Raw genomic sequence first — 14,211 nt, forward strand, 5'->3', positions numbered from 1 at the left:
CAATAATTATTCTTACTGGTTATTATTTTTGGCAGAGGGGGCTTAGCAAATGGCTATATCTCAAGGCCCATTTACCGTGCAACGGACATTAAGCAATAATGCTGTCTTAGCCAAAACGGTCGAAGGAAACGATGTCATCCTTTTGGGTAAAGGCTTGGGATTTGGCCGCAAGGAAGGAGATTTATTAGTCAGCCCAAACTATGAAAAAATTTTTGTTGTTCCTGAAGGCGGTGAAAAGCAAGCTTTACATTTGATAGACCAGCTTGATCCGGCCGTTATACAGATTACGGAAGAAATTATAAAGTTAGTGAAACTCAAACTGGGAGAAGTTTTACATTCCCGTATATATTTAGGATTGGCAGACCATATCAATTTCGCCTTAATTCGCCTTTCGCAAGGGATGGAGATTAAAAATCCTTTTATTTCTGAGATTGAAGTCATGTATCCAGAAGAGTTCAGTATTGCTAAGCAAGGGGCGAATTTGATTGCTGAAAGGCTAAACGTTACCATCCCGCGTGAGGAAATCGGGTTTATTGCCCTACACCTGCATGCGGCTAGACATAACCGACCTGTTGGCGAAAGTTTAAAATATTCGGAAATTATCAATCAGGTGGTAAACTACCTGGAGACTAAGGTGGGGCCGCTAAAAGAATGTGGGGGGCTTAGTTACGCACGGCTGCTTTCTCATTTACAGAGCTGTATTAACAGGTTGATAACCAATAAGACGATAGAAAATCCAATTATCGAGCAACTAAAGGAAAAGTTTGCGGAATCTTATCAGCTGGCCCGACAGGTGGGCGATATTATAGGGAAAGGTTTAGGAATAGAAGTTCCGGATGCCGAGATTGGATATTTAACGATACACTTGGAACGGCTTCGGAGCCACAGTAGCGAGAACTAAATAGGCGATAAGCAACGTGTTACTGGTAAAGCAGGCATGAGTTGTTTCCCAAGGGAGAATTCCCTTGCGGCAACTCATGCTTTTTCATTTTAGGTATGCGAGGTTTAATTTCCATTAAAACTACTAAAAGGAAGGGGAGAACGATGTTAAAAAAGTCATTTGGCATTCTTCAACAGGTAGGTAAGTCATTAATGCTTCCCGTGGCGCTATTGCCGGCGGCAGGTATATTATTGGCCTGCGGCAATGCATTGCAAAATCCAGCAATGATTAATATTCTTCCGGCTCTGGATAATCAGGTGATTCATGCTTTTGCCAAAGTAATGGAGCAGGCTGGCGGAATTATTTTCGCAAATCTTTCCTTATTATTTGCCGTCGGTGTGGCGGTAGGTTTGTCAGGCGGTGAAGGGGTTGCGGGGCTAGCAGCCATTGTTGGTTTTCTTATTATGAATGTGACCATGGGACTGGTGACAGGTATTACCCCGGACATGGTGACCGGGAAAAATCCAGCGTATAGTAATGTGTTGGGCATTCCAACGCTGCAAACCGGTGTTTTTGGCGGTATTATCGTTGGTATTATGGCTGCCCAAATATACAAACGTTTCTATAATATTGAGATGCCTTCCTATTTGGGATTTTTTGCTGGGAAACGGTTTGTGCCAATTGTTACTGCTGCTGCGGCTCTTATGCTGGGAATTGCGATGACTTTTGTTTGGCCGCCGATACAAGAAGGGCTCAATTCATTTTCACGTAATATGATCGATACTAATAAGACGGCTGCGGCTTTTATTTTTGGGGTCATCGAACGTGCGCTTATACCTTTTGGCTTGCACCATATATTTTATAATCCTTTCTGGTATCAGTTCGGGGAGTATGTCAGCAAAAGCGGCCAAATAATCAATGGTGACCAGAGCATTTTCTTTGCCCAGCTAAAAGACGGAGTTCCGTTTACAGCCGGCACCTTTATGACAGGTAAATTCCCGTTCATGATGTTTGGTCTGCCCGCAGCGGCGCTGGCTATTTATCATGAGGCCAAACCGGAGAAAAAAGCCAGTGTTGCCGGTATTATGGCTTCGGCAGCCTTGACCTCTTTCTTAACTGGTATTACGGAACCGATTGAGTTTTCCTTCTTGTTTGTTGCTCCGGTACTGTTCGGAATCCATACTATTTTTGCTGGTCTTTCGTTTATGTTTATGCATATTTTAAATGTAAAAATCGGCATGACATTTTCTGGCGGGGTAATTGATTATTTGCTTTTTGGCGTTATTCCGAATCGTACGGCCTGGTGGCTGGTAATTCCTGTTGGTTTGGTTTTCTCTGTCATTTACTACTTCGGTTTCCGGTTTGCTATCCGTACCTGGGATCTAAAGACCCCCGGCAGAGAAGACGAAGCAGAAAATATAAATAGCGCTGCGACCAATGCAAGTTTGGCAGCGGAAGTGCTGCAGGCTTTGGGTGGCAAAGAGAATCTGGTAGACGTGGATGCCTGCATTACCCGTTTGCGTGTAAGTGTAAAGAATATTGGCAGTGTGGATCAAGATAAACTTAAAAAGTTAGGCGCAGCTGGCGTCATGGTAATAGGTGACAATTTGCAAGTTGTTTTCGGTCCTAAATCAGACTCAATAAAAACGCAGATTATAGACATTATTAATGGTCAAACGCTTCAGGTTGCGGACAATGCCCGTGTAGCCATGACAAATACTGAAGCGGCAGCACCTCAAATAAAACGAGTATATGAAGGTTTTGTTGCGCCGGTGGACGGGAAACTTTTGAGTTTAAACAATGTCCCTGATCAAGTATTTTCACAAAAAGTGATGGGCGACGGGTTTGCCATTGAACCTGTTAACGGCGAGGTAGTGTCGCCAGTGGATGGCACAGTCAGCGTGGTGCACAGTAGCAAACATGCTGTCGGCATTACCGCTAATAACGGGCTGGAACTAATAATCCATTTTGGTATTGATACCGTTAACTTAAAGGGCGAGGGATTTACAACGCTTGTAAATGTCGGTGATAAAGTAAAAGCCGGGCAACCGATCCTTAAGGTGGATTTGGAATTGGTGAAAGGAAAAGTGGCGTCCGTTATAACTCCCATTATTTTTACAAATCTTGGAGCCAAAAGCGTTGCTGTTCAGGCCGGGGAGAATGTGAAACGGGGACAAGCCATGAATATTTTAGTAGACCAATAACACCAGATCATCAAGCCGACAAATCAGCATCACAAGTAATGAACCGATTTTTAACCGCCAAGATAATCATGCCAATAATTGGCACCACAAAGCATGAAAAGTAAGTTTTTGAACCGATTCTCGCGCGACAACTGTCGCGCACGTAGCCCTTTGCGTCCTTTGCGGTTTAACGCTTTTTAGGGTAGGACGCAGAGACGTGATATTCATCGCGCAAAATTTAAAAACTATTTTCCGTGTCCTCTGTGGTTGCCTTTAACGATTTTCCAGGTAGACACATTACTAAAGAATAAGAAGAGTGGTCAAAATGCTGCAGGTTAATCAACTGGTAGACGAATTCGAATTTGAGGTTAAAGCGGGACATGGTGGATTAAATAAAGAAATTACGGATTATAGCTTAAAACGCCCTGGTGCGGAATTGATGGGTTTTTTAACGTATTTGACACCAAAGCGTATCCAGATATACGGACGAACTGAGCTAGGACTTATTCAACAGTTTGACGAGGCGATGCGGCGGGAACGTCTTGCCCGGGTAATGGTTCCTGAAGTCCCTTGTGTAATTGTTACCCGTGGGTTGCCGGTACCTGTGGAGTTATTGGCGTTAGCCAATGAACGTAATATTCCGCTGTTAACGACGCATCGTTCTACGACTCGCCTATTCTCTCTTTTAATTCGCTATCTTACCAATCGTTTGGCTCCCAGTATGCTTATTCACGGTGTACTGGTAGATGTATATGGCGTAGGTGTCCTAATTACCGGGGAAAGTGGGATCGGTAAAAGCGAAACAGCGTTGGAACTCATAAAAGATGGACATTTGTTAGTGGCCGATGATGCTGTGGAAGTGCGGCGGGTCGACGAAGAGAATATACGAGGTACTGCTCCAAGTCATATTCGCCATTTGCTCGAACTAAGAGGGTTGGGGATTTTGGATGTCACGTTGTTGTTTGGTGCAGGTTCCGTCCGGGATGAGAAGGATATTCATTTAATTGTTCATCTGGAGGAATGGCAACAAGGGAAAATGTACGACCGCTTAGGGTTTGACCCTCCTCAGACGCGCGAGATTTTAGGGATTGCTGTTCCCGAAATCACGTTGCCGGTCCGTCCGGGACGAAATATGGCCAGCATGATCGAAGTTGCCGTGATGCAGCAGCGGTTACGAGGTTATCAAGCCGGCTATCGTCCAAGATTAGCGCCAATAAATAAAAACAATATTTAACGAAGGGAATGTTGATGATGATAGAAAGAACAGTAATGCTTAAAAATGCTAACGGCCTGCATGCGCGGCCGGCCGCTTTGCTGGTGCAAAAGGCTAGCGCCTTTCCGTGTGAAATTACTTTGCGCAAAGGGGACAAACAGGCCAATGCGAAAAGTATCATGAGCGTAATTGCCTTGGGGATAGGGCCAAACGAGCAGTTAACTATCGTTGCGGCAGGCGAGCAAGCTGCGGAAGCGTTGCAAGTCATTGGTGACTTTCTGGAGGCATTGACGGAGTAAAAGGAGGGGGACAACGATGCAATATCGGGGAATTGCGGCCGCGCCTGGCTATGCTTTGGGGACAGCCTTTTTATTACAAGAAAAAGAAATACCGGTAATTAAACAAAACATCGCGGCGGAAGACACAGGGGCGGAAATAGATCGCCTTGAAAAAGCACTCTGTCAGGCGATTCGGGAAATTGAAAAGATACAGGAGGAGACCCGTCAAAAACTTGGTGACGATAAAGCTGCCATTTTTGCGGCTCATATCATGCTGCTTACTGATCCCGAATATATCGGCAATATCAAACAAAAGATTGTGGCGGAGGCAATCAATGCAGAAGCGGCTGTTAAAGAGGTGACCGACCATTTTTTAAACATGTTTGCCTGCATTGAAGATGAGTATCTTCGGGAACGGGCCGCTGACTTGCGGGATGTCAGCCAACGCCTTCTCAAGCGTTTGCAGGGTATACAGTCGGTTGATCTGGCTGATATTGCTGAGAATGTCATTTTGTGCGCTCATGATTTGACCCCTTCGGATACGGCCCAGTTAGACCGGAACAAGGTGGTTGGTTTCGTAACAAATAGCGGCGGGCGTACTTCGCATTCCGCCATCATGGCCCGTTCGCTGGAAATTCCTGCAGTTGTCGGGCTGATGGATATTACGGCAAAAGTTAGACCGGGAGATTTTGTGATTGTTGATGGTAATGAAGGAACTGTTTTTATTAACCCGCCCAATGAACTGATCGAACAATACCGGGAAAAGAAAGCTCAATTTATAAAGCGGCAAAAAGAAGCCAAAAAGCTGGTAAACGAGCCTTCGATTACCCTTGACGGGACAAAAGTAGAACTAGTAGCAAATATTGGCAATCCGGAAGATGCCAAATGGGCGGTAGCCAACGGCGCTGAAGGAATCGGCTTATTTCGGACAGAGTTTTTATATATGGGCAGAAATGAACTCCCTTCCGAGGAAGAACAATTTGAAGCCTATAAAACAGTTGTGACCATGTTTGGCGCACAACGGCCGATAGTCATTCGCACCCTGGATATTGGCGGCGATAAAGAATTATCATATATGGATATGCCTAAGGAAAAAAACCCTTTCTTAGGATACCGTGCTATTCGCCTTTGCCTCGACCGGCCTGAAATTTTTAAGACCCAGCTTCGAGCGATTTTGCGCGCCAGTGCCTATGGAAACATCAAACTGATGTACCCGATGATTGCCACGTTGCAGGAGCTTAGAGCAGCCAACCAGATTCTTGAAGCGGCTAAACAAGAATTGGCCAGTGAAAACATTCCTTTTAACACAGCAATGGAAGTCGGCATCATGGTTGAAATTCCTGCCGTCGCTGTTTTAGCCGATCAGTTCGCAACAGAAGTTGATTTCTTCAGTATCGGAACAAATGATCTGATTCAGTATACTATGGCTGCTGACCGTATGAATGAAAAAGTATCTTATCTCTATCAACCGTTTAATCCAGCGGTGCTGCGCTTGATCCAAGGGGTGATTGCGGCGGCGCATAAAGCGGGAAAATGGGTTGGAATGTGTGGGGAGATGGCTGGCGATTTAGCTGCAATTCCCATCCTGCTGGGCATGGGCCTTGATGAATTTAGTATGAGCGCAAACGCAATTTTACCTGCCCGTGCTTTATTAAGGCAGTTAACGCAAAAAGATGCGCAGCGCATTGCCCAAGCTGTCCTAAAGATGGATGATGCCAAAGAAATAAGAGATTTTGTGGAACAAGCGGTTTCGGCTATTGTTACGTTGCGGTGAGCAGCGGAATTTACCCACATGCAGGACTGCTTATAAAAATTCGGTTTGTACCTCATAAGGGTATAGAAAGCGGCTGGGAGGGAGTAAAATGAAAAAAATAGCCGTTTTGACAAGCGGCGGAGATGCTCCTGGTATGAATGCGGCCATTCGGGCGGTAGTGAGAAGAGGGATATTCAAGCAACTGGAAGTAGTAGGGATTAAGCATGGATATCAAGGCTTAATGGAAGGTGACTATATTCCTTTGAGCTTGGGCAGTGTTGGAGATATTATCCATCGGGGAGGGACTATTCTGCAAACTGCCCGCTGCGAGGCATTTAAGACGGAGGATGGTCAGAAACAGGGCCTCAGCCGTTTAAAGGAAAACGGGATTGATGGACTGGTTGTCATCGGGGGCGACGGATCATTTAACGGGGCGCTTAAACTGGCGAAAATGGGTTTTCCCACCGTTGGTATACCCGGCACGATTGATAATGATATTGCCTGCACGGATTATACGATTGGTTTTGATACTGCGGTGAATACGGTGATTGAGGCGATTGATAAAATTAGGGATACGGCAACATCTCATGAGCGGACCTATGTGATTGAGGTAATGGGAAGACAGGCAGGAAATATTGCTTTATGGTCTGGTTTGGCTGGTGGGGCTGAGTCTATTCTAATTCCGGAAACCGAAGCAGATATGGACGATATCATTTCGCGGTTACTTCAAGGACAAAAACGGGGTAAAAAACACAGTATTATTATTGTGGCGGAAGGAGTTGCCACCGGCAATAAAATTGGCGAAATTATCCGTGAGCGAACGGGTTTTGAAACAAGAGTCACTGTGCTTGGGCATATCCAGCGTGGCGGGACTCCGTCCGCTTTTGACCGGGTACTTGGCAGCCGGATGGGAGCAACGGCCGTTGATTTTCTTGTGGAAGGAAAGACCGGAGTTATGGTAGCGGTACAAAACAATCAAATGGTTGCAGTACCTTTGGAGGAGGCTGTAAGCCGACCGCATAGTTTACCGTTGTCTTTATATGAACTGGCGCATAGTTTGTCAATCTAGTAAAAGACCAATTAGAACCGCTTTAGAAGGAAGAAGACGATCGAGCCGGCTATTGTTTTTCGCTTCAATCCCTTTGATCAGTCCCAAGGGCCTGCTGATGCAATCATCAGCAGGCCCTTGAGCATTAATGCTGCTCTTTTGCTTTGTTCCGCGTGATGCGTTGATGGCCATTGACCCGCAGGTTGCCCTGCTGGGCTTCTGCTGCCTGATTGGCGCTTTGGGCGGTGGGACCCGCGCCGTGCTTAATCATGGTGTTACCTCCTCTGCCTATATGGTTTATTGTGCGCATAAAGGGTTGGCATCATACAGCTGGTTGCGATATTATAGTATAGGAATAAAGACCCAGTAAAGGAGGCAGCGGTAATGCCGATCAAACGTTGGCTCGCCATGCTACTGGTTTTACTGCTGCTTTGCCGACCGGTGCAGGCTTTTGGCTGGTTGGACCCGGCGGCGGTAGCGACGATAAAGGAATTTTTGAATGCTCAAACGCTTGATCAGCTCAGGCAGGGAGTGGTGGCAGTCCCAGAGGAGGTAGTCAATGAGTACCTTGCCGGGGCGTTGGCGAACTTTCCGGGCATTACGGAGGCTCGCGTTACTATTCTGCCGGACAATAAACTCAGGTTGGCCTTTACGGCCAGACAAACGGGACGCGTCGTGGTCGAAGGCCGGATTATGAAATTCGTGCAGAACCAGGACGAGTCGCAGATGGTGGTAGCGGTCGGCAAACGCTCGCTGCGCGACCGACCCGTCGCTTCATGGCTATTTTCGCATTTGAGCCTGGGGGCGCTTGTCAAATTGTTCGGCAATCCGTTAACCGGCGCCGGCGATTATTTTGTCGCGCGTTTTGACGGCAATCTGCTGGTTGTCGACTTCAGGCCGTATATTGACCAATCGCCGCTAAGGACAGTCACCTTTGCCGGTCGCAGTCTGGTCGACCTAATTGCCGTAGATGCGGTGACAACCGGCAGCGGCGTCCTGTATCTTCATGTTTCTTATCATGGGCCGGGGGAACTACTCGCGTTGCTGCGCCAATTTCTCGACTAGATAGAACAACGTAAATGGAGGAATGGGGAATATGAAAGTTAAGATTGTTCTCAGCGCGCTTATCTTTCTGCTGGTCGCCAGTCCGGCGATATCTTTTGCCGGCGTTACCGACGATAACGCCCTGGCCGCCATAGCCCTGTATATTGATACCTCCGGTCGCTATGTGCCGGGGCTGGATATGCTGAACAAAGCCTTGAACGAGGTCATCCGCTACAAAGTCAACGCCCTCTTTTTGGGCAGTGAAGTTCAGTGCGGCAACGAGGTGCTGCGCGAGCTCAAGCGGTACAATGTGGCGACGGCGGCTGACGCTACGCCGGACGCGCTCACCGCTTACGCCAAGGCGCGGCATGTAAACTATATCATTCTGCTGGCCGTCCATCCGTTGGACGTAACCTTGGATATTAAGGCCTATTCGAGCGCCGCTAACGCCTATATTGTGGACAAAACGGTGACGGCGCCCGACGGCGGGGCGGCTTTATCCATGCTGGACAGTCTGTCGGGCCTCTTGGGGGACGAGCTTGCGAGTGTGCTGACCATGATTATTAAAGGTTAAGCCGGGCTAAACCGCTAATGAAAAACGCCAATCAGGGGGCATAATGTTAGCGATAGTAAACAAGTACGCTTTAAAGTCGGAGCAAGGGAACACGGATGATATGAATATTAAAACCGGCCTCGAGATTGTGAAGATGCACAGCGATTATCAGTAAAAAAATCGCGAGCGAACAGATATGCGATGGCGGCGTTCGCAAAGGTCGCCGCTTTTTACGTGGTGCTAGTGTTGGTTTATTGGATAGGCTTTACAATCACGAACTTGCGTTCTATGATAAGAGTAAAAGCAAGCCAAGCGGGTGATAATATGCAGCGCTGGATTATTCATGTGGATATGGATGCCTTTTATGCCGCGGTTGAGCAGCGCGACAATCCCGAGTTCAGGGGCCGGCCGGTGATTATCGGCGGCGTGGGCGGCCGGGGCGTGGTGGCGACCGCGTCCTACGAGGCCCGGCAGTTTGGCGTACGTTCCGCCATGTCGATGGCCGAGGCGCGGCGGCGTTGTCCGCACGGCGTCTTTTTGGCGCCTGACCACGATAAATATGCTCGCATATCGGCCCAAATCCGCGCAATCCTCGACCGGTTTTCACCGCTGGTGGAGCCGCTGGCGCTGGATGAAGCCTTTTTGGACGTCACTGGTATGGAACTTTTGTACCCTGACCCGGTGGCCATCGCCCGAGCCATCAAGGCCGCCATCCGGGAGGAAGTGAAGCTCACGGCTTCCGCCGGCGTTGCCCCCAATAAGTTTCTAGCCAAGCTGGCCTCCGACCTCAATAAGCCGGACGGGCTGACGGTGATACGGCCGGAGGAAGCGGCGGCGTTCTTGGCCCCGCTGCCGGTGAGCCGCCTGTGGGGCATAGGGGAGGCGACGGCGGCAGCGCTGGCCCGGGTGGGGATTACTACCATCGGTCAACTGGCTGCGGTGGAGACAAGCCTGCTGGAAAAGTACTGCGGCAAGGCGGCCCGTGATTTACAGCGGCTGGCCTGCGGCCTTGACGACCGGCCGGTTATTCCATACCAGGAGCCGAAGTCGATCGGCAACGAAGTGACTTTTGCCGAGGATCTTTTTCGCCGGGAAGAAATGGAGACCGAACTGTTAGCGCTGGCGGAAAAGATCGGCTGGCGGCTAAGAACCGGCGGCTATGCCGGCCGCACCATCACGCTCAAGGTGCGGTTTGCGTCTTTCCGCACCCTTACCCGCAGCCGGACGCTAAGCGAGCCTACTAATCTGGATGAAACCATTTTTGCCACCGCGCGCCGACTGCTTGATGCCGTTACCTTGACCGAAGGGGTGCGGCTGCTCGGGGTGACCGTGTCGCATCTCCACCACGGCGGCGGACAGCTCGCGCTTTTTGGTGGCGATGACGATAAGCGGCAGGCCGTTTACCGGGCCGTTGACAAACTGCGTGAGCGCTTTGGGACGGGGATTATTACGCGGGGGCGGCTACTGAGGTGAAAAGCGGCGTAGCCGTTCTTCCAGGGCGGCGAGCGCGGTTTCGGGACGCAGGCCGGTGATATTGACCCGCACCGGCGCGGGGTGGTTTTCCAAGGCGCCAGCACCAATGGTAATATCGGCCGTTTCGGTTACACTACTAAAGGAGGTGGCCATATCGGGATGGTAGCCCGTGTACAGTAAAGCGTCTACCTTGACGCCTGGTCGGCAGGCTTCATAAAGATCGATGACCGTGTAGCCTTTCCGGCGCAAAAGCTCAGCAAGGGCTCCCATATGGGCCTGGAGAGCGACGACTTTGGGCATGGGCATCTTCCTTCCTAAAGGGAGTTCGCCGTTAGTATGCGCCGGAGCATACTTTTTCCATGCCTGGGACGCAAGGAAAGGAGGAATATGCCAGCCTGCGGCTAATTTTGGTAGTGTAAACGCCAAGAGGAGGTTTTATGGTATGATCAATCGGGAACGGATGCTGGCCGAGTTTTTTGAACTGGTTAAAATCAAATGTTCGACCAGAGCCGAACGGGAAGTGGCCGATCTGTTAAAAACGCGGCTTACCGCACTCGGCCTGGAAGTGACGGAAGATAATGTGGGCGAGAAAATCGGCGGCAACTGCGGCAATGTTTTCGCCTACCTTAAGGGCTCTATCCCGACGGCGCCGGTTTTAATGCTGAGCGCCCACCTTGACTGCGTTGAGCCTTGCGCCGGCATTGAGCCGGTGCTGAAAGACGGCATTATTACTTCGGCCGGCGACACCATCCTTGGCAGTGACGATAAGTCCGGGGTAGAAGCCATTATGGAAGCGCTGCGCGTCGTGCGCGAGCAGCAGCTGCCGCATGGTGACATTCAGGTGGTCTTTACCGTAGCCGAGGAAGGCGGCCTGAATGGTTCCAAGAATATGGATCCGGCTTGGCTCAAGGCCGATCTGGGCTATGCCCTCGACTCCAGCGGCGAACCGGGCAAGATTATTGTCGCCGCGCCTGGTCAAAATAAAATTAGTGTCGTCATTCATGGCAAGAGTGCCCATGCCGGCCTGGCTCCGGAAGAAGGCGTTAATGCCATAGTCGTTGCCGGCAAGGCCCTGGCCGAGCTTAAGGATGGTCGGATTGACGAAGAAACGACGGCTAACGTCGGCAATATTAAAGGCGGCGGCGCCACCAACATTGTGCCCGACCGGGTGGAAATTACTTGCGAGGCCCGCAGCCGCAACCTGGCGAAACTCGAGACCCAGACCGAGCACATGGTAACGACCTTTGAACGGGTGGCGGCGGCGAATGGCGCCCGGGCGGAAGTGAAAGTGACGAAAGCCTACGACCCCTATGTTTTGTCGCCTGACGCACCGGTTGTGACGCTGGCTAGGAAGGCGGCGGAAAGCATCGGTCTTGAGCCTAAGCTGACGGGCACCGGCGGCGGCAGCGACGCCAATTTCTTCAATAGCTATGGTGTACCGACGGCAGTGCTGGGCACCGGTATGAACAAGGTTCATACTACGGATGAGTTTATTAAGGAAGAACACCTGTATAAGACGGCCGAGCTGGTGGTAGCGCTCATCCAGACGGCAGCGCAAATGAATAAGTAAATAATGGAAGCTGCGCCTATGGCGCAGCTTTTTCTATATTATCGGCAACAAAATATATATAATCTTATCTGATATTTGTATATCACCTGCGCTATAGCTTCCCCTTATCGACGGAAAAGTGGTATAATAATGTCGATTTATGGCTTGCCGTGTAGGAGGGAGAAGATGCAACGAAAATATAACTGGTTTATCGGTTTAGTTTCGGTCGTGCTTACCATCGCTCTGCTTGCCGGCGGCCAAGTGCTGTGGCAGAAATACGCCGTAGCCAAACCGCTTGATAAAATGCTGCAGGGTATTGACGGGGTGGAACGCGCCACCTGGGAAGAGGGGGCGAAAAAAGAGGACGTTAAAATTCACGTTATGCTGCGCCAGGTAGGTAATCTGCCGAAGACATATAGCGAAATTACCGATGGCTGCAGGCAAATTTTAGGCAGCAGAGGTTTTAAAATCATAATTCATGACAATCGGACGCCTGAGTTAGAACAGTTTTATTACAGAGTCCACTATTTCATCCAGGAGGCTATTTTTACCGGCAATTTCGCCCTCATGGCCGAACGCCTAGAGGAGCAGGCCGCCCAAAACGGCGTAGCCGTCCAGGCTTATGTCGACGCCCGCCATGTTTATCTGAAATTGACTAAAGACGGCGGTGAAATGTACGAAGTGGTGCCTCGAACAGTTGACAGCCGGGAGGTGAAATGATGTATTTCCTGGAAGTTGGCACAGGTATTGCGACAGGAGTGATTTTGTACCTCCTGTGGCAGGGAGTAAATATTCTGCCGGTTTTGTTTGTGCTGGGGCTGATTGCTGCATCGGTGTATATGGGTGTTAACCGTCCGGGCGGTAAATCCTTCGCCGTCGTGGGCGGACGCGGCAGTGAGGAACGGCTTATTGACTTTGAAGATATCGGCGGCCAGGAAGTGGCCAAAAAAGAGCTGCGTGAAGCCCTTGACTTTATTAAAGATGTAGAGCGGATTAAGAGCCTGGGCATCAGGCCCATCAAGGGCATCCTGCTCAGCGGGCCGCCCGGTACCGGTAAAACGCTTTTGGCCAAGGCGGCGGCCAAGTATATGGACTCGGTCTTTATTGCCGCCAGCGGCTCTGAGTTTGTCGAAATGTATGTGGGCGTGGGCGCCCAGCGGGTGCGCCAGCTGTTCAAGCAGGCCCGCACCCTGGCTATGCGGCAAGGCAAGACGAGCGCCGTCATCTTTATTGATGAGATTGAGGTGTTAGGCGGCAAGCGGGGCCAGCACCATGGTCATTTGGAATATGACCAGACGCTCAACGAACTGCTGGTCCAGATGGACGGCTTATCGAGCGACGATGACGTCCGGCTGCTGGTTATCGGCGCAACCAACCGGCTGGATATTCTCGACCCGGCCCTGCTCAGACCGGGGCGGTTTGACCGGCAGGTAAAGGTTGATTTGCCGGACAAAACGGGCCGGCTGCACATTCTGCAGCTCCACACCCGTAATAAGCCGCTGGCCGAGGACGTTTCGCTTGACGAGATTGCCCGGGACACTTTCGGTTTCTCCGGTGCCCATCTAGAAAGCGTGGCTAACGAAGCGGCCATTATCGCCCTGCGGGAAGGGGCGGCCCAAATTACCCGCGAGCACCTCAGGGCGGCGGTGGATAAAGTGATTATGGGCGAGAAGCTTGACCGTCTGCCAAGTGCGGCGGAAAAACGCCGCATCGCCGTGCATGAAGCCGGCCACGCCATTGTCAGCGAGTTTATTGAGCCCGGCTCAGTCGCCGGCGTTAATGTAGCCTCTCGCGGCAATGCCCTGGGCTATGTGCGCCAGACCCAACAAGATGACATGTACCTTTATACCGCCGATTACTTGCGCGGCCGTATCGCCGTGGCGCTAGCCGGGGCGGTGGCGGAGGAGCTGGAGTTCGGTAACCGCAGTACGGGTGCGGGCAATGACTTTAAGCAAGCCGCCGATTTGGCCAAGCAGATTATTTTCGGCGGTATGTCCGAACTGGGGATTGTCTCGCCTGAGGATATACCGAAAGAGAAACTGCACAACGCCATTACGGCTATCTTAAGCGACGTGGAGACAGGGGTACGCGCCATTCTGCGCGACCAGAAAGCAGCGCTCGACAGGGTGGTCACCGCCCTGCTGCAACGCGAGAGTATCGCCGGCGACGAGCTGCGGGCCATGCTTGGCGAAGCAGGCTATAGTCAATGTGCGTAAAATAACAGCAGGTCAGCGAAT

Annotated in this window: 14 protein-coding genes; 12 read left to right on the top strand and 2 right to left on the bottom strand. The window is 50.5% G+C overall.

Going from position 1 to position 14,211, the window contains the following annotated elements; all coding sequences use genetic code 11:
- The first annotated feature begins 49 nt into the window (after positions 1 to 49).
- From TCARDRAFT_RS00385 to pfkA, 6 genes are all read left to right on the top strand, one after another.
- On the top strand, positions 50 to 901 hold the full coding sequence (locus TCARDRAFT_RS00385; protein WP_007288029.1) for a PRD domain-containing protein: 852 nt from the start codon (positions 50 to 52) through the stop codon (positions 899 to 901).
- Positions 902 to 1,044: 143 nt separating this feature from the next.
- Complete coding sequence (gene ptsG, locus TCARDRAFT_RS00390) at positions 1,045 to 3,084, top strand: glucose-specific PTS transporter subunit IIBC (RefSeq protein WP_007288030.1); 2,040 nt, start codon at positions 1,045 to 1,047, stop codon at positions 3,082 to 3,084.
- A 304-nt stretch (positions 3,085 to 3,388) separates the two neighbouring features.
- Positions 3,389 to 4,297, top strand: coding sequence for an HPr(Ser) kinase/phosphatase (gene hprK / locus TCARDRAFT_RS00395; RefSeq protein WP_007288031.1), 909 nt, complete (start codon positions 3,389 to 3,391; stop codon positions 4,295 to 4,297).
- A gap of 14 nt (positions 4,298 to 4,311) precedes the next feature.
- The gene (locus TCARDRAFT_RS00400) at positions 4,312 to 4,575 is read left to right on the top strand and encodes an HPr family phosphocarrier protein (RefSeq protein WP_007288032.1); all 264 of its coding nucleotides are present in this window, start codon (positions 4,312 to 4,314) and stop codon (positions 4,573 to 4,575) included.
- A 16-nt stretch (positions 4,576 to 4,591) separates the two neighbouring features.
- A complete protein-coding gene (gene ptsP, locus TCARDRAFT_RS00405; protein ID WP_007288033.1) occupies positions 4,592 to 6,328 on the top strand; it encodes a phosphoenolpyruvate--protein phosphotransferase in 1,737 nt (578 codons plus the stop codon).
- Between the two features lie 88 nt (positions 6,329 to 6,416).
- Positions 6,417 to 7,376 (top strand): 6-phosphofructokinase, encoded by a 960-nt coding sequence (pfkA, locus tag TCARDRAFT_RS00410; RefSeq protein ID WP_007288034.1) that lies wholly within the window; start codon positions 6,417 to 6,419, stop codon positions 7,374 to 7,376.
- Positions 7,377 to 7,500: 124 nt separating this feature from the next.
- Here pfkA and TCARDRAFT_RS16130 read toward each other — a convergent pair whose 3' ends face one another.
- Positions 7,501 to 7,626 (bottom strand): hypothetical protein, encoded by a 126-nt coding sequence (locus TCARDRAFT_RS16130; RefSeq protein WP_269635001.1) that lies wholly within the window; start codon positions 7,624 to 7,626, stop codon positions 7,501 to 7,503.
- Between the two features lie 113 nt (positions 7,627 to 7,739).
- Here TCARDRAFT_RS16130 and TCARDRAFT_RS00415 point away from each other — a divergent pair, with 113 nt between their 5' ends.
- The 3 genes from TCARDRAFT_RS00415 (at position 7,740) to TCARDRAFT_RS00425 (ending at position 10,425) form a co-directional block, all read left to right on the top strand.
- Positions 7,740 to 8,420: a hypothetical protein gene (locus TCARDRAFT_RS00415; protein WP_007288035.1), complete on the top strand. Its 681-nt coding sequence runs from the start codon at positions 7,740 to 7,742 to the stop codon at positions 8,418 to 8,420.
- 31 nt (positions 8,421 to 8,451) lie between these two features.
- Complete coding sequence (locus TCARDRAFT_RS00420; RefSeq protein WP_007288036.1) at positions 8,452 to 8,973, top strand: hypothetical protein; 522 nt, start codon at positions 8,452 to 8,454, stop codon at positions 8,971 to 8,973.
- 303 nt (positions 8,974 to 9,276) lie between these two features.
- Complete coding sequence (locus TCARDRAFT_RS00425; protein WP_007288038.1) at positions 9,277 to 10,425, top strand: DNA polymerase IV; 1,149 nt, start codon at positions 9,277 to 9,279, stop codon at positions 10,423 to 10,425.
- Here the strand turns inward: TCARDRAFT_RS00425 and TCARDRAFT_RS00430 are convergent.
- Entirely contained in the window at positions 10,414 to 10,725 is a 312-nt protein-coding gene (locus TCARDRAFT_RS00430) for a hypothetical protein (RefSeq protein WP_040682872.1), read from the bottom strand. The genes TCARDRAFT_RS00425 and TCARDRAFT_RS00430 overlap by 12 nt on opposite strands.
- A 142-nt stretch (positions 10,726 to 10,867) precedes the next feature.
- Here TCARDRAFT_RS00430 and TCARDRAFT_RS00435 point away from each other — a divergent pair, with 142 nt between their 5' ends.
- From TCARDRAFT_RS00435 to TCARDRAFT_RS00445, 3 genes are all read left to right on the top strand, one after another.
- Entirely contained in the window at positions 10,868 to 11,995 is a 1,128-nt protein-coding gene (locus tag TCARDRAFT_RS00435; RefSeq protein WP_007288039.1) for a M20/M25/M40 family metallo-hydrolase, read from the top strand.
- A gap of 165 nt (positions 11,996 to 12,160) precedes the next feature.
- A complete protein-coding gene (locus TCARDRAFT_RS00440; RefSeq protein ID WP_007288040.1) occupies positions 12,161 to 12,694 on the top strand; it encodes a hypothetical protein in 534 nt (177 codons plus the stop codon).
- Positions 12,691 to 14,190: an AAA family ATPase gene (locus tag TCARDRAFT_RS00445; protein WP_232199060.1), complete on the top strand. Its 1,500-nt coding sequence runs from the start codon at positions 12,691 to 12,693 to the stop codon at positions 14,188 to 14,190. The genes TCARDRAFT_RS00440 and TCARDRAFT_RS00445 overlap by 4 nt, the downstream gene beginning before the upstream one ends.
- Positions 14,191 to 14,211: the final 21 nt, after the last annotated feature.

This window comes from Thermosinus carboxydivorans Nor1, from assembly GCF_000169155.1.
Lineage (GTDB): Bacteria > Bacillota > Negativicutes > Sporomusales > Thermosinaceae > Thermosinus > Thermosinus carboxydivorans.